The sequence below is a fragment of the Geobacter sp. genome, from assembly GCF_027327745.1.
Classification (GTDB): domain Bacteria; phylum Desulfobacterota; class Desulfuromonadia; order Geobacterales; family Geobacteraceae; genus Geobacter.
In genome coordinates, this window is record NZ_DAHVYG010000050.1 from 25,237 (window position 1) to 44,041 (window position 18,805).

The window sequence follows — 18,805 nt, forward strand, 5'->3', positions numbered from 1 at the left end:
AGATGGCCACAGAAGAGTCTGCACCGCAAGAACATATCAAGTCAGACACCGACACGGGCACCCCGCTCCCGAAGGATCCCAAGCCCCGTGGGAACGGGGGGCGGAAACGGGCCGGGATCATCCTCCTTGTCATCATCATCGTCGGCCTCGTCATCGGGGTCCGCTGGTTCATCCGCAGCCAGACCCACATCTCAACGGACAACGCCTTCGTCGAGGCCCACGTTCATGCGGTTTCGGCTCGCGTGCCCGGCTCGGTCGTGGCGGTGTATGTCGAGGACAATCAGGCCGTCAGGAAGGGAGAGCTTCTGGTGGAGCTCGACCCGACCGATTACGGCGTGAAGGTGAAAGAGGCGGCCGCCGCGCTCGACATGGCCAGAAACGAGACGAGCAGCGACTACGCCGCCATCGAGGTGGCACGGGCCGCGGCAACCAACGCCCGCGCCCGGCTGGAGCAGGCGGAAACGGACCTTAAGCGCGGCGATGCCCTCTACGCAAAGGAAGTGATCCCGAAGGAGCAGCTCGACCGCCTTCGCACCGCCCGTCTGGTCGCCGCCGCCCAACTGACGGAGGCGGAAGAAAGGGTTCACAAAGCCCGGGCAGAACTGGGGCTCTCGGGAAACGGCGGCCGGGAAGCCCGGGTGGCCCAGCGTGAAGCGATACTCAAAGAAACCGTCAATAACCTCTCGTACACAAAGATATATGCTCCCGCCGAGGGGTACGTGACGCGCAAATCGGTGGAGGTGGGAAATACGGTTCAGGCCGGCCAGCCGCTCCTGGCGGTAGTGACGCTGGACGATATCTGGGTTACGGCCAATTACAAGGAAAGCCAGCTCACCCACATGCGGCCGGGGCAAAAGGTCGAATTCACCGTCGACAGTTACCCGGGCCGAACCTTCTCGGGTCACGTCGACAGCATCATGGCAGGGACCGGCGCCGCATTCTCCCTCCTCCCGCCGGAAAACGCCACGGGGAACTACGTGAAGGTCGTCCAGCGCATACCCGTAAAAATCACCATCGACAGGAACAGCGATCCGCAACATCTGCTGCGGGTAGGCATGAGCGTCGTGCCGACGGTCTCCGTGGATCGCAAAGCCGGCGACGTACTCCGGGGTCTCTGGCCTTTCTAGCAATTGGTCGCATCGAGGTTTGCATGAACGCGCCGGACAAGGTCGTCAACAAATGGCTTATCACCATCACGGTGATGCTTCCGACCATCATGGAGATCGTCGACACCTCCGTGGCGAACGTTGCGCTTCCCCATATGCAGGGGAGCCTCAACGCCGGGACCGACGAGATTACCTGGGTGCTTACCTCGTACCTGGTCAGCAACGCCGTGGTCTTGCCGATGACCGGCTGGTTCTCGCGCATTTTCGGCCGCAAGCGGTTTCTCATCACCTGCATCACCCTCTTTACGGCAGCATCGTTTCTCTGCGGCGCTGCGCCCAACCTCGCCACCCTGATCCTCTTCCGCGTGATCCAGGGAGCGGCGGGTGGTGCCCTCATCCCGAGCAGCCAGGCGATCCTCCTTGAAACCTTTCCACCCCACGAACGGGGCATGGCGAACGCCATCTTCGGCATCGGCGCCATGTTCGGCCCGATCATCGGCCCGGCCCTCGGCGGCTGGATCACCGACAACCTGAACTGGCGCTGGATCTTTTACATCAACATCCCCATCGGCATCATCGCCGTGATCATGGCGACCTACTTCATCTTCGACCCTCCCTACCTGCGCCGGGCCCGGGCCGCCATCGACTGGTGGGGGCTGGCCCTCCTCACGGTGGGGCTCGGTGCGCTCCAGATCGTCCTCGACAAGGGGCAACAGGACGACTGGTTCAACTCCTCCTTCATCGTCGCCTGTTCGGTCCTCTCTGCCGTCACGCTTCTGGCGCTGGTTTACGTGGAACTGAAACACGAACACCCGATCATCAACCTCCGACTTTTCAAGGATCTCTCCTTTTCGGCCGGCAACTTCGTGATGTTCATGATCGGCTTTTGCCTCTACAGTTCCATCATGCTGATCCCCCTCTTCCTGCAGACGCTCATGGGGTACGATGCGACCCTGGCCGGAATGGTCCTTGCCCCAGGGGGGCTTGCGACCCTGATCACGATGCCGTTTGTGGGGGTGATAATTTCGAAGTACGACGGTCGGAAGGTGGTTCTGGCGGGGTTGTTGATCGGGGCCGCCTCGATGTTTCTGATGCAGCGCTTCACGCTTGAGGCTTCCTACTGGGATTTCGTCTGGCCGCGGGTCATTCTCGGCGTGGGGCTTGCCATGCTCTTCGTCCCCCTCACCACCGTGACCCTCGCCTCGATTCCGCGGGAAGAAATGGGAAATGCCACCGGGATGTTCAATCTTCTGCGAAACATCGGAGGAAGCGTCGGGATCGCCGTGGCTGCAACCCTCCTGGCACGCTATGCCCAATTTTACCAGAACGTCCTCGTCGGCAACGTCAGTGCGTTCGATCCGCTCGCGCGCGAACGGATCGGGGTGATGAAGCAGGCGATGATCATGCGGGGGGTCGACGGTGCGACCGCCGAAACCAAGACATTGGCGGCCCTCTACGGCATCGTTCGGCGTCAGGCGGGAATGCTGGCCTACAACCACATCTTCTGGATCGTCGGGCTCACGTTCCTCGGGGTCATCCCCCTCCTCCTGCTGCTGCGAAGACCGAAGCTCGGAGCAGGCCCGGGCATGCACTGACGAAAGGGGGCGGACGATCAGTCGGAAGAGAGGTCCGAAGCGAGAATCTCGTCCTGAAGTTCATTGATATCGTCAGGCCTGCGGGGGAAATGCCGGGAAAGTTCGGCACCGCAGGCGGCAACGGCGCCACAGAGGGTCTCCCCCCCCTTCCCTTCGCGAAGTCCCCCCGCAAGGGTGCCGGCTATCTCCCCCCAGAAATTCGGCGCTATCTTTTCGTTGATCCCACGGTCGCCGAGTATCCAGACCTTTCGCTCCAGCAATGAAATGAAAATCAGGATCCCGGTTTCTTCGCGCGTCCGGTAGAGTCCCTTTTCGTAAAAGGCCCTGAACGCCCTCTCCCTGACGGCTTCATGGAGACGACGGCGGCCGACGAAAGAGAGCTTCAGGCGCGGAAACGCCCGAAAGAGAAGCAGGGCCGGGAAATAGAGCCCAAAGACCAGGGGGATGTAGGACCAGATCGTGACATGGTGAAAGGCGACCGCAACCACGACCGCCACAAACCCCGCCAGCAGGACCGCACCGAGGGTCTGGGCCTCGCGATAGCTATCGCTCGACTCGACGACCATCGTGGCAATTTCGCCGGAAGTGGTCGCTTCCGCCGATGCCACCGCCTTCCTGATCTGTTCCCGCTCCGCGGGTGAGAAAAAGGTTTCCGCCCGTTGCACGTTCCGTCCTTTGCCGTAACTACCAGTCGCCCGAAGCGCCACCACCACCGAAATCGCCGCCGCCGCCGGAGAATCCGCCCCCCCCAGAAGACCACCCGCCACCGAATCCTCCCCCAAAGGGGGGACCTCCCCAGAACATCCCGCCGCCCCTTCCGCCGCCACCGAAAAGAGCCACAAAGAAGAGGCCAAGCAGAAAGCCGGCAACCGCCAGCACTGCCAGTACCGCGAGCCCAAGCCCGGGAAACGTGAGAAGTGCCACAACCGGCAGGCCGACAGTTCCTGCCAGGGCCCCCAGTATGCGGGAGATGGCCCCGAAAAAGACACAGGCGACCCCGAGGAAAATCAGCAGCCCGATGAGCGGAGGGGCGCTCTTTTTCCCGTGCCGGAGGTCCCGAGGGGTGGCGGCATATTCACCCCGGACCGTCGCCATGATTGCCGACACGCCGGCAACCACTCCACCGTCAAAATCTCCCCGTTTGAACCGCGGGGTGATTTCCCCTCTCACGATCCGCCCCGAGACAAGGTCGGTCAGTTTACCTTCGAGCCCCCGCCCCACCTCGATCCGCACCTTCCGCTCAGCCTTCGCGACAAGAAGGATTACGCCGTTGTCCTTCCCTCGTTGACCGATCTTCCACGCCTCTGCCACCCTGATGGAAAAGCTTTCCAGATCATCTCCCTCAAGGGAAGGAACCGTGAGGATGACAATTTGGGTGGAATCGCTTCTCTCAAACGCGGCAAGACTCTGTTCGAGCCGCTGGGCGGTCTCTCCCGAAATCAACGCGGCGTAATCGTTGACATATCCCTTCAGCGGGGGGACGTCAAGCGCCGCAGCAACGCCTGGAAGGAGGCACAACAGGAGTATGGCAAGGAGGAATCTCTTCATTACACTCTAGAACTTCACCTTGGGCGCGCTCTTCGCCCCTTCATCGGCCTTGAACGGTTCTTTTCGCGTCAGGTGCAGGAGAAGCGAATTGGTGAGGCTGTTCGGGAAGGTCCGGATGCTGGTGTTGAAATCCTGTACCGCCCGGTTGTATCGGGTGCGGGCGACATTGATGCGGTTTTCGGTCCCCTCGAGCTGGTTCTGGAGATCCATGAAATTCTGGTTGGCCTTCAGGTCAGGATAGCGCTCCACAACGACCATCAGGCGCGACAGTGCCCCGGAAAGCTCCCCCTGGGCCTGCTGGAACTTGCTGAAGGTCTGGGGATCGCCGAGCATCTCCTTGCTCACCCGCACCGATCCGACCTTGGCCCGCGCTTCGGTCACCGCCTTCAGGGTGTCGGCTTCGTGTTTGGCGTATCCCTTCACCACTTCCACAAGGTTCGGGATAAGATCGGCGCGACGCTGATAGGTCGCTTCGACATCGCCCCAGGTCGCGAAAACCGCTTCTTCCTTCGCCTGCATGACATTGTACCCGCACCCCGTAAGCCCGGTGAAGGCAAACACTGCCAATAGCAGCCATGCAATCCGTTTCATAGCTCCTCCGTCTTCTGAATGTTTTCTAAAGAATAATCATCGGCCGGGATCTTGTCATTTTCCCGGTAGCAGAATTTCATGACTATGAGAATCCCGTTGCAGGCAATGGAAAAGATGTTTGCGGCGATGAGCGGTATATCCCCCAGCAGTACGCCGTACACAAGCCAGAGAACCATGCCGGCAACAAGCAATACCGGCTGCCAGATGGAAATATCCCGAACCTGTCGCGAGCGATAGGCTTTAACCACCTGAGGGACGGCCGCGATGCTGGTGATGGCCCCTGCCACAAGCCCGAGTAACGTTGCGCTGTTCATCGTCCCTTCTTGCCTCGGAATTGATCCGCTGCCCAGTCGATCTGCGTCATCATCCCCCTCAGGATGGCGACTTCACGCTCATCCAGTTCGGCCCGGGAGAAGATGCGCCGCAGACTCCTCATCAAATGCGCCGGGTTCTGGGGATTAAGAAAACCGATTCGCAACAGCGTGTGCTCCATCTGGCCGAAGAGCGACTCCAATTCCGACGTACCGGCAAGCCCTCTCCCCTCTCGTTCCGAAGACCATTCGCCCAATCCCTTGAAGAGCTCGTAGCAGAAAACCAGCACTGCCTGAGCCAGATTCAGGGAGCCGTACTCCTCCGACGTGGGGATGGTCGCATGCCAGCGGCAGAGGGAAAGCTCATCGGTCGTGAGGCCGTTGTCCTCTCGACCGAATACAAGAGCAACCTTGTTTCCGGAGAGGTTAGCGCCAATTTTCCCGACAATCTCCCCCGGGGTGAAGATCTCCTGCCGGTACTTACCGTGGCGCCGGGTGGTGGCAACCGTCAACTCGGTGTCGGCAAGGGCTTCCTCAAGCGACGGAAAAACCTGTGCCCCTTCGAGCAGATCCTTCGCCGAAACGGCGAACTTGGTAGCTTCGGGATGATCGAGCCGGCCCCCCTTGACTATACGCAACTCGCGCAGTCCCATGTTCTTCATGGCCCGACAGACCATCCCCACATTCCCCGGGCTCTGCGGTTCGACCAGAACCACCGAGATTCGCTCTTGCAGGCTTACCTTTGCTGACTCCCGTTCACTGCTGCTCACCGTTCCTCCCTGGCTTTGCGCCCGTCTCTCATCCGCTTGAGCCTCTGGCGTGCCGGCTTACGCCTCAGTTGTGCATGGACGAGATGCAAGAGCCACATAGAGAATATTAATCCCGCCAGCACAGCGAGTAAATGGATTTCGTAACGGCCAACGTCCTCCACGAAGAGTGAGGCGCTTTTGCCGAAGATATACCCCGCCATCGAAAAGATGAGCGCCCAGGCCAGTGCGCTCAAAACATTCAACCAGAGGAAGCGGGGAGCTGAAAACGTTGACATGCCGAGAATAATGGGAAGTATGATGCGGAACCCATAGGTATAACGGGATACGAACGCTACAAACGTGCCGTAACGTTCAATGAGACGCAATGCCTTACGGAACTTCCGGGCAATCAGAGTAAACGCCTTGAGCAGCCATTTCCCCTGCCATCGTCCGAGGTAAAAATAAAACTGGTCTCCAAGGAAGGCTCCGCCGGCGGCAGTGACAATCACGGCAGGAAGGGAGAGATACCCCTGGTATGCGAGAAAACCTGCCAGGATCAGACCGGCTTCCCCCTCCAGGAACGTCCAGACGAAGAGCACCCAGTACCCATGGTGGTTCTCAAGATAATCCCTGAATAGATGCTCCACTACGTCTCCGCCTCTCTATGCACGGTCAGGGAACGCCGTCGAAATAAGAAAAGGGCCTTGCAGCCCTTTCCCCTGAAAGCGTATCGCGAAAATCGCCTCAACGGAGCAGCCTGACGAGATAGATGAACGTACCTCCCACCGAAAAACCGGAAAGAAGTCCGGCAACATCATGGACAAGAACCGAAAAATCTCTTCGTCCCATGAACTGATCAGGCACGGTGGCACCGAGATTCAGCATTATGAGCTTCCAGTCAGTGTCCCAGTTATAGACTTGCAGATAAAGTTCCGACCCTTTCCAGAGGAAGATCGCGACAAAAACAACACCGAAGGCAATGAAGCCCCTGGCGATGACCGAATCGCGAATCTGGAGGTATATCTTTCTGACCATATCGAGGTTGACGAGTGACAGAAAGACCCAGGTGGTGTTCTCGATCATGCGGATATTCCGCAGCATGGTGTACTGAGGCTCGGGATTGATAAAAACGAATCCTGCCGAGGCAGCCAGCAGACCTAATATTGTCAGATAAACCGCCTGCTTGCTCCCGCCCAGCTCCAGAGTGCGGCTGAAGATGTAGTATTCCTGAAAGCCATGGGTCATCACCATGATCGAGATGGTACCAATGATGTAATGTATCGCCTCAAGCTGTGTGTATGCGGTCCAGGGTGCGTCAAGGGCCTTTTCGACGACATACAGTTGGCTCAGAAAGATGAGAAAGAACCCCATCGAGATACTGGTCCAAACCCGGGCATTGCCTATGCTGAAGTAGAAACTGATACATCCAGCCAGGAACCAGAAAATTATCTGTATCAGATCAACCGTGCTGATATCTGCCATTGTCCCCCCACGTGCACACTCAAAATAAATTCTCAGCCCTTGGTACGTTCAGCAATCTCGTTCTTCATCGTTTCCAGCATCTCCTTGGTCTTGGAGATACTGGTCAGCATCTTTGAGCCCCGCTCCATGCCAGCAAGGAACTCCGCCACCTGGGAAGCGTCGCGCAGTATCGCTCGTCCACCGCGGTCACCCAGTTCCTTATCGACCAAGGAAGCGCCCATCCTTCCCAAGTAGGCCACAGCAACTTCCTTGAGATCATCCTCAAGCTCCTTCAGCTGTTCGTCCGACTGTTTCCTGTCGACGGCTTCCGCTTCTCTTCTGATCTGATCGCGCTCCGTCGCAAAGCGGCCTGCGGTCGACTCCCAAAGCTTTCCTATATTGACCATTTCCAGCAGGTCGTAATGCATCAATTCATCGGCACTCTTTGTGGAGAGAACATCAATCTTCGCACCCGGCAAGCCGGCAATCTTCTGCGACTCCGAGGCGGATGTCTCTATGTCCGTAGACCCGTCGTGGAAGAACCCCAGAGGAGCACCTTCCTTGTAGAAGATCAGGGCGGCACGGTCGTCGGTATAAATACGCAAACAGCCGTTAAGCCGTTGCGCCTTAAGTCTTTCAAGAAGGCCCTTGATGTCGATCAGCTTGAGTTCCTGCCCTTGGTACAGGACATCCCCGTGAATCATGGCATGGAGACACATCGTCAGGTCCTTAGAGAGTTTATAGACGCTGAGCGATCCGCCCCCTCCAAAAATGAGATTGCACAACCCTGCAATCGCTTCAAATCCGCTGGATTTCTTCCCCTCCTGTTCGAGCATCGCACTGATCAGCTTCCCCGCCTCGAAAAAAAGGACTGCCAGGGCTGAGGGAAAGGTAAATTTCAGATAGCCGGTAAAGGAGCTTCCCTTCAGTTTGTCTAACAGCTCCGGCAGCTTGACTTTTGTCGCCGCGATATTCTCATACAACGGATTTCCCTTGGGAAGAAGAAACATCGGGACTCCTTGGTCAAAAAGTTTTTCACAGATTAATAATAGATTTCTGCAGATCAGTCAAAGTCAAAATAACCAGTCGTGCGTCGTGGCACCTGTAACACTTTCGTAAATAGCCTCGTACATATGCTCAATTTCAAAGAAGGTTTTCAGTATTTCCGGATCGAAATGCCTCTTCGGATCGATACGGGCATCCCCAGAGCGAAAAACCTCAAGGGCTTCACGGTGGCCCATGGGAGCCTTATAGCTTCGACGGGACCTGAGAGCATCATAAACGTCGGCAACCTTTACTATACGACCAGCCAGGGGGATCCGGTCCCCGTTCAAACCATATGGATAGCCACTGCCATCCCAGTTCTCATGATGAGCAATAGCTATTTCGCGGGCAATGCGCAACCGGGGCGAATCACCCAGAATCCGCTCTCCAAAGACTGGGTGAAGCTTGATCAATCGTTCTTCCTCGGGAGTAAGTTGACCCGGCTTCAACAAAATTTCATTCGGGACCTTTATCTTCCCAACGTCATGCATCTGGGCAGAGTAAGAAATAGTTTCGACGAAATCCGTGGATAGTCCCATATTGGCGGCGAGTGCACCGGCATAACGGTTCACCCTTACAATATGTTCTCCGGTCGATTCTTCGGCAGCCTCACAGGCCCGGGCCAGGGCCTCGATAGTGTACACGAACGCGCGTTCGGTCTCCCGTACCTCATTGGAAAGCGTAACCAAGGAACCGATGACTACCGCCAGGATTACGAGGACCCCTGCATCGTACTCCGTAGCCTCACGCGCATAATTGAAGGCAAATATCGCTCCTCGGTACTCGCCACTGATACGACACGCAATAAAGTTGGTTATGGGGACGCCGACAAATTCCTTGATCTGCGGATGAAACGACGCCTGGTACTTGTCCATCGACTCGGTCTTTTCATCCCAGTTAGAGACAAGTACGGCATCTTTGATAAAAGGGATAGCATAGACGGAGCCCGGATCTATTACGACGTATTCCGATGCCTCAACCATCTCGCCGGGACGGAGATGAAAGACCCGACCGCGGCTCAACGAGCCTGGCTCCCCGTCGATGACAAGAAAAATGCTGTGCGGCCCCCGTCTCCCCTTGCCGCCGAGGACTCTCCTGATGGCCTCGACATACAACTCTTCGTTGGTGAAACGCCTGCAACAGAGACTTCGGAGCGTAGTATCCGTGAGCTCCAGCAGATCCCGAGTTTGCTGGAGAGACATTCTGCACAGTTCCAGGCTCATGCTGCACCCCCGTTAAAGCAGAAACTGGCGACTTGGCTTAGTATCGGTACCTTATACTCCAAAACGCCGGCTCACGCAAGGGAGCCTTCCCCATAAGAAAAGGCCCGGCACATTAAGCGCCGGGCCTTATTCATCAACAGGGCAATCCTTTACTTCTTGGCGGCCATGGCCTTTTCATACCCCATCTGGAAAGCCTTCTTGTTGAGATCGACAAAGGCCTCGGGAACACGTGCGAGAACCGCCTTCTCGGCGCTTTCCTTCGACACGACGCCAGTAAGAGCAACCATTGCGCCGAGGGCCACGATGTTCGCAACAATCTCCCGCCCTACTTCATTCTTGGCGGTGTTGATGATCGGGAACGAAACAACGTTGTAGTTGCCAGCAGGGGCTTTGGTGACCAGATCGGAATCGATGAGGAGCACCCCTCCCTCCTTCAGGTCATGACTATACTTGTCGCACGCTTCCTGGGTAAGAGCAAGCAGCGCGTCGACAACCGTCGCCTTGGGATAATCGATCGGGCCTTCTGAAATCACGACTTCAGACTTGGAGGCGCCACCACGGGCTTCAGGACCATAGCTCTGGGACTGAACCGCCTGCTTGCCATCGTAGATGGAAGCAGCCTCTGCCATGATGACACCCGCAAGGATCAGACCCTGGCCGCCGGCACCGGAAAATCTCAATTCATATCTTCCAGACATCTGTCTTTCTCCTTTTACGTTGATAGATTACTTCGCGGCTTGGGCCCGCTCGATGACCTTTGCGTATTCCGCAGTGTACTCAGGCTTCTCGACCTTGTGCAGAACTCCAGTCAGAATCTTCCCTTCGAGCTGCTCAGGGGTCATCTTTTCCGCAGCCTTCACAGGTACCGCAACCTCCTTGAGCCGGTTCATCATTTCGATAACCGAACGGAATTTGTTGCGCCGGCCATAGGTGGTGGGGCAATCATCGAGAATTTCGACAACAGAGAAGCCTTTGTGCTGAATTGCTTCCACAATGAGCTTGTCAATCTGCGTTGCGTGGTATGCGGTACCGCGGGCAACGAATGTTGCACCGGCACCAATTGCCAGCTTGGCAACATCGAACGCCGGATCAGGGTTACCATAGGGGGTAGTCGACGCCTTGGCACCGGTCGGGGTGCAGGGAGAGAACTGACCGCCCGTCATTCCGTAGATGTTGTTATTCATGATGATATAGGTCATATCAATATTGCGGCGGCAGGCGTGGATGAAATGGTTACCGCCGATGGCGGTACCATCGCCGTCACCACCAACAAGGATCACGTTCATCTCGGGACGAGCCATCTTCACGCCGGTGGCGAACGCAGCGGCACGGCCGTGAGCGGTGTGGAGAGTGCAGCAATCCATGTAACCGGGGAGACGTGAGGCACAGCCAATGCCGGAAACAATGGCGGTATTGTTCTTCTCGAGGCCAACAGCATCGATAGCCCTGATGAGGCCCTTCATGACAATCCCGTGACCGCAGCCGGGACACCAGATATGCGGCAGCTTGCCAGGGCGGATGTACTTATCATAATCAAAAGCCATGGTTACTTGACCTCCTTCATCTTGCTCAGGATCTCATTGGGGTTAATCGGCTCTCCGTCCACACGGAAGATGCCGTGAACCGGGGCATTACCCTCGATACACCCCTTTACTACGCCGGTGCACATGCCGAGGTTCATCTCGGGGGTAATGAAAGCCTTGACCTTCTTGGAAATCTCGAGAAGCCGCTCCTCGGGGAACGGCCAGAAGGTGATCAGGCGGAAAAGACCGGCTTTGATACCTTGCTTGCGTGCCTCATTAACGGCGAAGCGAGCCGAACGGGAGGTCGATCCAAAGGCGACAACCACGACTTCAGCGTCATCAACCAGATACTCTTCCCACTTCATGATGTCGGCCCTGTTTGCCTCGACCTTACGAACCTGACGCTCCTCCTCAGCCTGAACAATCGCAGCCTTGGTCGTAGGGAAACCGTCGGCCATCTTGTTGAGGCCGGTCACATGGAACCGATAGCCGGAACCGAAGGCCGCTAGCGGAGGAACATCGCCGAACTGGGTATCGTAAGGCTTGTACTGCTCGGGGGGAACCGTAGGCTGGGTACGGTTAATGACCTCCAGTTCGCCCGGCTCGGGGAAGACGATCCGCTCGCGCATGTGACCGACGATTTCGTCAGGCATGACCATAACCGGCGTGCGGTATTTCTCTGCAAGGTTGAAGGCACGCACAGTCTCTTCAAAAAGCTCCTGGACGGACGCGGGAACGAGACAGATAGCCGGGTGATCGCCATGGGTGCCCCACTTGGCGCACATGACGTCAGATTGGGAAGGGCCTGTCGGCATGCCGGTGGAGGGGCCGCCACGCATGACGTTGATAATGACGCACGGCACTTCAGTGATGCAGGCATAGCCGATGCTCTCCTGCTTCAGGGAAAGGCCCGGACCGGAGGTTGCGGTAAGCACCTTCTTTCCTGTCAGAGCAGCGCCGATAACAGCCGCCATGGCGCCGATCTCATCCTCCATCTGGATGAACTTGCCGCCTACCTTGGGTAGTTCACCCGACATGACCTCGGCCACCTCCGTGGAAGGAGTGATCGGGTAACCGGCGAAGAACTTACAACCGGCATAAAGAGCGCCTTGCGCAGCCGCTTCGTTACCCTGCATGAATGCAACTTTCTTAGCCACGACATCTACCTCCTGAATGAATAAATTAAGGTGTCACCTTGATCGCGAAATCCGGGCATCTCAGCTCGCATTGCATGCACTTGATGCAAGCCTCAAGATTTTTAACGGAGGCAACGAAACCCTTCATCTCAAGTACTTTTGTCGGGCAAAACTCGACACAGATGTGGCAGCCCTTGCAGTACTTCTCGATGATCTCGATTGTTGGAAGCTTCTTTTCCATCTAGGTACGCTCCTTTACAGAATTGATGCCTTTGCGGCACAAAATTGCATACGGTATATAACACGTGGTGTATACAAACACAATAGTGCATCTGGGATAGATGCCGAGCGAATCGGTGATACTGCCTCAAATATGGCAAGAGAAGGGCCGCTAGCCCTTCTCTTGCCATGCTTCAGAACTCGTATTACCCTTTATTTCAGGCTGTCGACAAGGCTCTTGACAGCCGCAACCGACTTGTCCATCATTGCCTGCTCTTCGGCATCCAGCTTGAACTCAATGATCCGCTCCACGCCCTTCTCGCCGAGAACGGCGGGAACGCCAACATAATAGCCGTTCACCCCGAACTCACCCTGGAGGTAGCAGCAGGTCGGGAGAACGCGCTTCTGGTCCTTGAGGATCGACTCGGCCATGGCAATGGCAGAGGAGGCCGGTGAGTAGAAGGCAGAACCGGTCTTGAGAAGGGCGACTACCTCGCCGCCTGCCCCGCGGGTCCGCTTGACCATGGTCTCCATGACCTCCTTGGCCTTCTCGGCGCTCTTGTACTTCTGCTCCAGCAGTTCCATGACCGGGATACCGTTGACGCTGGCATAACGGACCAGGGGTACCATGTCGTCACCATGACCGCCCAGCGTCATGGCATTCACGTCCTTGACCGAAACGCCCAGCTCCCAAGCGATGAAACTGGCGAATCGAGCCGAGTCGAGCACGCCAGCCTGACCAATGACGCGATTGTAAGGGAAGCCGGTAATCTTCTGACAGAGGGTCACCATCGCATCAAGCGGATTGGAGATGATGATAACATAGGAGTTGGGCGCGTACTGCTTGATCCCTTCGGCGACCTGCGTCATGATTTTAGAGTTGACCTCGATAAGGTCGTCTCGGCTCATGCCGGGTTTGCGGGGGAGGCCTGCGGTAACGATAACGACGTCGGAGCCTTCGATATCTGCGTAGCTGTTGGTCCCTTTCAGATTGACGTCAAAACGGTCAACGGGGCCGACTTCGGCGATGTCGAGCATTTTGCCCTGGGGGAGACCTTCCACGATATCGAACATTACCACGTCACCCAGTTCTCGCAGGGCGCAAAGCTGAGCAAGAACGCCACCGATCTGACCACCACCGATAAGAGCAATCTTCTTACGTGCCATTACTGTTTCCTCCTTGTCTGTATTGTTTTCCTACCGCGTCGCTTCTCTATTTCGATCAAATAGCATCAACGATTGCATTCAAGGTGGCGCTTGGGCGCATTGCCTTGGAAGTTTTTTCGAAATTCGAGTGGTAGTATCCCCCCATGTCAACCGGCTTACCCTGAGCTGCCAGCAACTCTTCGTTGATCTTGGCTTCGTTTTCTTCCAACTGATTGGCAACCTTGGCAAATTTGGCCTGCAGCCCGGCGTCCTTGGTCTGGGCGGCCAGTGCCTGGGCCCAGTACATGGCGAGATAGAAGTGGCTCCCCCGGTTGTCGATCTGGCCAACCTTGCGGGCGGGCGACTTGTTGTTGTCCAGGAACTTGGCGATAGCCTGGTACAAGGTCTCAGCCAAGACTAGGGCCTTGTCGTTCTTGAAGGTGGTGCCAAGATGCTCCAGGGATGCGGCCAGGGCCGAGAACTCCCCGAGGGAATCCCAGCGCAGGTACCCCTCCTTCACGAACTGCTGCACGTGCTTGGGAGCCGAGCCGCCCGCTCCGGTCTCGAACAGACCGCCACCGGCCAGAAGCGGCACGATGGAGAGCATCTTGGCGCTCGTGCCCAGCTCAAGGATCGGGAAGAGGTCGGTCAGGTAGTCCCGGAGGACGTTACCGGTTACCGAAATGGTGTCCAGGCCCTTCCGGATCCGGGCAAGGGAGAACTTCATGGCATCAACAGGTGCCAAGATATGGAACTCCAGGCCAGTGGTGTCATAGTCTTTCAGGTATTTTTCCACCTTCGCGATTACATTTCTGTCGTGAGCCCGGTTCTTGTCCAGCCAGAAGACGGCGGGGGCACCAGTGGCCCGGGCCCGGTTCACGGCCAGCTTGACCCAGTCCTGAATGGGGATGTCCTTTACACGGGACATACGCCAGATGTCGTCCTGCTCGACAGCGTGCTCCATCAGCACCTTGCCGGCCGCATCCACCACGCGGAGGGCCCCGTCGGTCGGGATTATGAAGGTGGTGGGATGTGAGCCGTATTCTTCGGCCTTCTGGGCCATGAGACCCACGTTGGGCACCGAACCCATGGTGGCCGGATCAAAGGCGCCGTTTTTCTGGCAGTCTTCAATGATCTCCTGATAGAAGGTGGCATAGCAGCGGTCGGGAATCAGGGCCTTGGTGTCGTGCAGCTGTCCATCGGGACCCCACATCTTGCCGCCGTCGCGCACCACAACCGGCATAGAGGCGTCAACGATGATGTCGTTGGGCGCATGCAGGTTGGTGATCCCCTTGTCGGAATCGACCATGGCCAGGGCCGGGCGCTTTGCGTAGACCGCCTTGATATCTGCCTCGATCTCCGCCCGCTTGGCTTCCGGCAGCACCTGGATCTTCTTGTAGAGCTCGCCCAGGCCCAGGTTGGGGTTCACGCCCAGCTCCTTGAAGGTTGAGGCATGCTTCTCAACGACATCCTTAAAGAAGACGGACACACCATGGCCAAACATGACCGGGTCGGAGACCTTCATCATGGTTGCCTTGAGGTGCAGGGAGAGGAGCAGCCCCGTTTTCTGCGCATCCTCAATCTGTTCGGCATAGAAGTTCCGCAGAGCCTTGGCGCTCAAGAAAGTGGCGGAGAGAATCTCTCCCTTGGCAGCGGTCAGCTTATCCTTCAGGATGGCGGTCTTCCCGTCCTTGCCGACCAGCTCGATCCTGAAATCGCCACCCTCTTCCATGACGACCGACTTCTCATTACCGTAAAAATCGCCGCCGTTCATGTGGGCCACGTGTGCCTTGGAATCGGGTGACCAAGGGGCGAGCTTGTGCGGGTTCTTCTTGGAAAAGTTCTTCACGGAAAGCGGGGCGCGACGATCGGAGTTGCCTTCGCGCAACACCGGATTGACTGCGCTGCCGAGCACCTTGGCATAACGTGCCTGAATCTCTTTCTCGGCGTCGGTCTTGGGATTTTCGGGGTAGTCGGGGACCTTATACCCCTGGCTCTGGAGCTCTTTAATGGCCTCCTTGAGCTGAGGAACCGAAGCGCTAATATTAGGAAGCTTGATGATATTCGCTTCCGGGCTCTGGGTAAGCTCACCCAGCTGGGTCAAATAATCGGGAATCCTCTGGCTCTCCGTCAAGGATTCGGGAAAGTTGGCGAGAATCCTGCCGGCCAGAGAAATATCCCTTGTTTCGACCTCGACACCGGTACTCTTGGTAAACGCCTGGACTATCGGGAGCAAAGAGTAGGTTGCCAGAGCAGGTGCTTCGTCAATTTCCGTCCAAATAATCTTGTGTGTTGCCATGTTCTCTCCTTAGCATTGTATTTGGTGCTCGGCATCAGAGCCATGACTCCCGGCCTCATACAGCCGGGCATTTTGCAATCCGGAGCCCTTACATTAGGGTGCGCCAACATACATCAACTCGGTTTGTATACAGTATACAAAAGGTTTTTTACTGTCAAGCAAAAACCATTTTTTGTATACAACAAAAAACCAACAGATTAAACGCAAAAAAGCCGGGTTTTACCCGGCTTTTTCCACTCGAATACAACATCGGATCACGGCGCTGGCCGCTCTTGAGCATAACGTCGTGCCTCAGCTATGTCCTCGCGGCTCACATTGCGGGGAATCCTGAGCATCTGGCCTGGCCATATGCGCCTGGGGTCCCTGATTTGGTCGCGGTTGGCACGATACAGTAGCGGCCACAACGTGACATCGTTATACACCTCAGGCTGGGCCGCGATCTGCGGCAACGTCTCTCCTCTCTTGACTGTATGGTACTGCGGCAATTGACGCGACTCTCGCTCTTTTACGCCGACGGAGCCGGACTTTTCGGTCATCGTCCGGGATTCGCGTTCATTCCGGATCCGCTCTGCCTCCAGCTTTCTCCGCAAATCCTCGAGAGATTTCCGTCGGTCGGCCTCCCGTTGCCGTTCCTCGGCCTCACGGCGGTCGGCTTCCTGACGCTCCTTCGCCTCAGCCAGCTTCCGCGCAAGTATGTCGGCCTTTCTTAATGCCAGCAGATAGTATCGGTCTGCTTCCTCACTGCCGTCCTTCTGCATAAGCCTGTCCCCGGCATCAAGAGCTGCAAGGAGACTCGCATACTCACCGGGGAAGCACCCCTGCGCACCCTGAGCCTTGATGGCATACGCCCTTGTAAGCGCCTCCATCCTGTAGTGAGGAAGGCTGGAAGCGCAGCCGGATACTATCAGAGCCCCGGCAATAGCTGCAGATTGCTTCAACACCGTTGGATACTCAGTATCACTTCACTGCTTGATCGTAACCTTGAGACCAAGTTCCCGAAGTTGTTTTGCGTCCACATGTGACGGAGCTTCAGACATGAGACAGGTCCCCTTTTGCGTTTTAGGGAAGGCGATGACGTCGCGGATAGAATCGCTTCCGGTAAGAAGCATAATGAGACGGTCCATCCCGAAGGCAATTCCTCCGTGCGGCGGCGTACCGCACTCAAGAGCATCAAGCAGGAACCCGAACTTGAGGCGGGCTTCTTCTTCCGGAAGACCGAGCATCCTGAACATAAGGGCCTGGACGTGCTGCTGATGGATCCTGATGCTTCCTCCACCGATCTCGTTGCCGTTCAAAACCAGATCGTACGCCTTTGCACGGCAGGTGCCGGGATCAGATTCAACCTTCTCGACATCTTCATCCATCGGGGCGGTGAACGGATGATGCACGGCCGCCCATCGCTTCTCCTCTTCATCCCACTCAAGAAGCGGAAAGTCGGTGATCCAGACAAACTTGAACGTGTTCTTGTCAGTTAGTCCGAGCAGCGCGGCAAGATGATTGCGGAGCTTGCCGAGAGAATCGTTGACCACCTTCGGTTTATCGGCAACAAACAGCAGCAGGTCACCTTCTTCGGCGCCAAAGGCCACGTTCATCGCCGCAATCTCCTCCGCGGTAAAGAATTTGGCAATGGGAGAATGCCACTCGCCCCCTTCAATCTTGACGTAGGCAAGTCCCTTGGCGCCGTATATCCTGGCGAATTCGGTAAGATCGTCGATTTCCTTGCGGGAAAATTTCGCGCATCCTTTGGCATTGAGCCCTTTGATGATCCCCCCGCCCGAAGCCACGTCGGCAAAAACCTTGAATCCGGCTCCCTTGACGATATCGGTCAGTTCGACCAGCTCCAGACCGAAACGAACGTCCGGGTTATCGACGCCATACCGGCGTATCGCCTCGGCATAAGTCATACGGGGCATCGGAAGCGGCACGTCGACCCCCTTGACCTGGCCGAAAATCCGGGCAATAAGCCCTTCCATCACCAAAATGATATCCTCGCGGTCGATAAAGGACATCTCACAGTCAATTTGCGTGAACTCCGGCTGCCGGTCGGCACGCAGGTCCTCGTCCCGAAAGCAGCGAACGATCTGGAAGTAACGGTCAAACCCCGAAACCATGAGTATCTGCTTGAAAATCTGCGGGGATTGAGGCAAAGCGTAAAACGTCCCCTGGTTGATTCGGGAAGGGACGAGGAAATCACGAGCACCTTCTGGAGTGGACTTGGTCAGGAAGGGGGTTTCGATTTCGAGAAATCCGTTATCGGTGAGGTACTGACGGGCAATCTGGGCAACCTTCGAGCGGAGAATCAGGTTTTGCTGAAGGGATGGACGACGCAGATCGAGATAGCGATACTTCAAGCGCAGGTTCTCTGCAACCTCGACATAATCATCAAGCGTAAAGGGAAGAGGTTTCGATCGGTTGAGGATCTTGCATTCAGTGACAAGCACCTCGACTTCACCTGTCTTCATGTTCGGATTGATGGTTCCTTCAGGACGGGGAACGACCTCACCCCTGATGGCGACAACATATTCATTGCGGATTGCTTCGGCTTTCTGATGGGCTTCGGCATCCTTGGCGGGATCGAATACTATCTGGGCAAGACCCTCGCGGTCGCGAAGATCGGCAAAAATCAGCCCACCGTGGTCCCGGCGCCGCAGCACCCACCCCATGAGGGCAACTTCACTGCCGACATCAGCCTTCGTGATGTTGCCGCAATAATGACTCCGCTTCCAACCGCCAAGAATATCGCTCATCAATCACTCCTCCTCGCAACGTCTCTTGAAATCGCGTGAGTATACTTAATACCGGGGCATTCTTCAAGGTCATTTAGACCGGATGAAATGCCATTTCCCTGGAGATT

19 protein-coding genes are annotated in these 18,805 nt (G+C 56.6%); 2 read left to right on the plus strand and 17 right to left on the minus strand.

From position 1 onward, the window contains the following. Positions 1 to 2: 2 nt before the first annotated feature. The gene (locus M6689_RS09875; protein ID WP_298270944.1) at positions 3 to 1,127 is read left to right on the plus strand and encodes an HlyD family secretion protein; all 1,125 of its coding nucleotides are present in this window, start codon (positions 3 to 5) and stop codon (positions 1,125 to 1,127) included. Between the two features lie 23 nt (positions 1,128 to 1,150). Beyond that, complete coding sequence (locus M6689_RS09880; protein WP_298270946.1) at positions 1,151 to 2,701, plus strand: DHA2 family efflux MFS transporter permease subunit; 1,551 nt, start codon at positions 1,151 to 1,153, stop codon at positions 2,699 to 2,701. Between the two features lie 17 nt (positions 2,702 to 2,718). On the opposite strand, the gene M6689_RS09885 is transcribed toward M6689_RS09880, so the two are convergent. The 17 genes from M6689_RS09885 to aspS form a co-directional block, all read right to left on the minus strand. Continuing rightward, positions 2,719 to 3,366 (minus strand): hypothetical protein, encoded by a 648-nt coding sequence (locus M6689_RS09885; protein WP_298270986.1) that lies wholly within the window; start codon positions 3,364 to 3,366, stop codon positions 2,719 to 2,721. A gap of 19 nt (positions 3,367 to 3,385) precedes the next feature. After that, on the minus strand, positions 3,386 to 4,249 hold the full coding sequence (locus M6689_RS09890) for a YgcG family protein (protein WP_298270948.1): 864 nt from the start codon (positions 4,247 to 4,249) through the stop codon (positions 3,386 to 3,388). A gap of 6 nt (positions 4,250 to 4,255) precedes the next feature. Next, complete coding sequence (locus tag M6689_RS09895) at positions 4,256 to 4,840, minus strand: LemA family protein (protein ID WP_298270950.1); 585 nt, start codon at positions 4,838 to 4,840, stop codon at positions 4,256 to 4,258. Then, on the minus strand, positions 4,837 to 5,154 hold the full coding sequence (locus M6689_RS09900; RefSeq protein WP_298270953.1) for a SemiSWEET family sugar transporter: 318 nt from the start codon (positions 5,152 to 5,154) through the stop codon (positions 4,837 to 4,839). Before M6689_RS09900 ends, M6689_RS09895 begins: the two co-directional genes overlap by 4 nt. Next, positions 5,151 to 5,921 (minus strand): RNA methyltransferase, encoded by a 771-nt coding sequence (locus tag M6689_RS09905; RefSeq protein WP_298270955.1) that lies wholly within the window; start codon positions 5,919 to 5,921, stop codon positions 5,151 to 5,153. The genes M6689_RS09900 and M6689_RS09905 overlap by 4 nt, the downstream gene beginning before the upstream one ends. After that, positions 5,918 to 6,547 (minus strand): DedA family protein, encoded by a 630-nt coding sequence (locus tag M6689_RS09910; RefSeq protein WP_298270957.1) that lies wholly within the window; start codon positions 6,545 to 6,547, stop codon positions 5,918 to 5,920. Before M6689_RS09910 ends, M6689_RS09905 begins: the two co-directional genes overlap by 4 nt. A 97-nt stretch (positions 6,548 to 6,644) precedes the next feature. Then, the gene (locus M6689_RS09915; protein ID WP_298270959.1) at positions 6,645 to 7,382 is read right to left on the minus strand and encodes a hypothetical protein; all 738 of its coding nucleotides are present in this window, start codon (positions 7,380 to 7,382) and stop codon (positions 6,645 to 6,647) included. Between the two features lie 32 nt (positions 7,383 to 7,414). Next, positions 7,415 to 8,371 (minus strand): GTPase-activating protein, encoded by a 957-nt coding sequence (locus tag M6689_RS09920; RefSeq protein WP_298270961.1) that lies wholly within the window; start codon positions 8,369 to 8,371, stop codon positions 7,415 to 7,417. A 63-nt stretch (positions 8,372 to 8,434) separates the two neighbouring features. Then, entirely contained in the window at positions 8,435 to 9,628 is a 1,194-nt protein-coding gene (locus tag M6689_RS09925) for an HD domain-containing phosphohydrolase (protein ID WP_298270963.1), read from the minus strand. 149 nt (positions 9,629 to 9,777) lie between these two features. Next, positions 9,778 to 10,326, minus strand: coding sequence for a 2-oxoacid:acceptor oxidoreductase family protein (locus tag M6689_RS09930; RefSeq protein ID WP_298270966.1), 549 nt, complete (start codon positions 10,324 to 10,326; stop codon positions 9,778 to 9,780). A gap of 27 nt (positions 10,327 to 10,353) precedes the next feature. After that, a complete protein-coding gene (locus M6689_RS09935; protein ID WP_298270969.1) occupies positions 10,354 to 11,172 on the minus strand; it encodes a 2-oxoacid:ferredoxin oxidoreductase subunit beta in 819 nt (272 codons plus the stop codon). Positions 11,173 to 11,174: 2 nt separating this feature from the next. After that, entirely contained in the window at positions 11,175 to 12,308 is a 1,134-nt protein-coding gene (locus M6689_RS09940; protein ID WP_298270971.1) for a 2-oxoacid:acceptor oxidoreductase subunit alpha, read from the minus strand. A gap of 25 nt (positions 12,309 to 12,333) precedes the next feature. After that, on the minus strand, positions 12,334 to 12,528 hold the full coding sequence (locus M6689_RS09945) for a 4Fe-4S binding protein (RefSeq protein ID WP_039742300.1): 195 nt from the start codon (positions 12,526 to 12,528) through the stop codon (positions 12,334 to 12,336). Between the two features lie 191 nt (positions 12,529 to 12,719). Next, entirely contained in the window at positions 12,720 to 13,673 is a 954-nt protein-coding gene (gene mdh / locus M6689_RS09950; protein ID WP_298270975.1) for a malate dehydrogenase, read from the minus strand. Between the two features lie 55 nt (positions 13,674 to 13,728). Then, positions 13,729 to 15,951 carry an NADP-dependent isocitrate dehydrogenase gene (locus tag M6689_RS09955; RefSeq protein WP_298270977.1) on the minus strand — a complete coding sequence of 741 codons (2,223 nt, stop codon included), beginning with the start codon at positions 15,949 to 15,951 and terminating at the stop codon, positions 13,729 to 13,731. Positions 15,952 to 16,205: 254 nt separating this feature from the next. Then, positions 16,206 to 16,892: a LysM peptidoglycan-binding domain-containing protein gene (locus tag M6689_RS09960; RefSeq protein WP_298270980.1), complete on the minus strand. Its 687-nt coding sequence runs from the start codon at positions 16,890 to 16,892 to the stop codon at positions 16,206 to 16,208. A 21-nt stretch (positions 16,893 to 16,913) separates the two neighbouring features. Next, positions 16,914 to 18,698: an aspartate--tRNA ligase gene (gene aspS, locus M6689_RS09965; RefSeq protein ID WP_298270983.1), complete on the minus strand. Its 1,785-nt coding sequence runs from the start codon at positions 18,696 to 18,698 to the stop codon at positions 16,914 to 16,916. Positions 18,699 to 18,805: the final 107 nt, after the last annotated feature.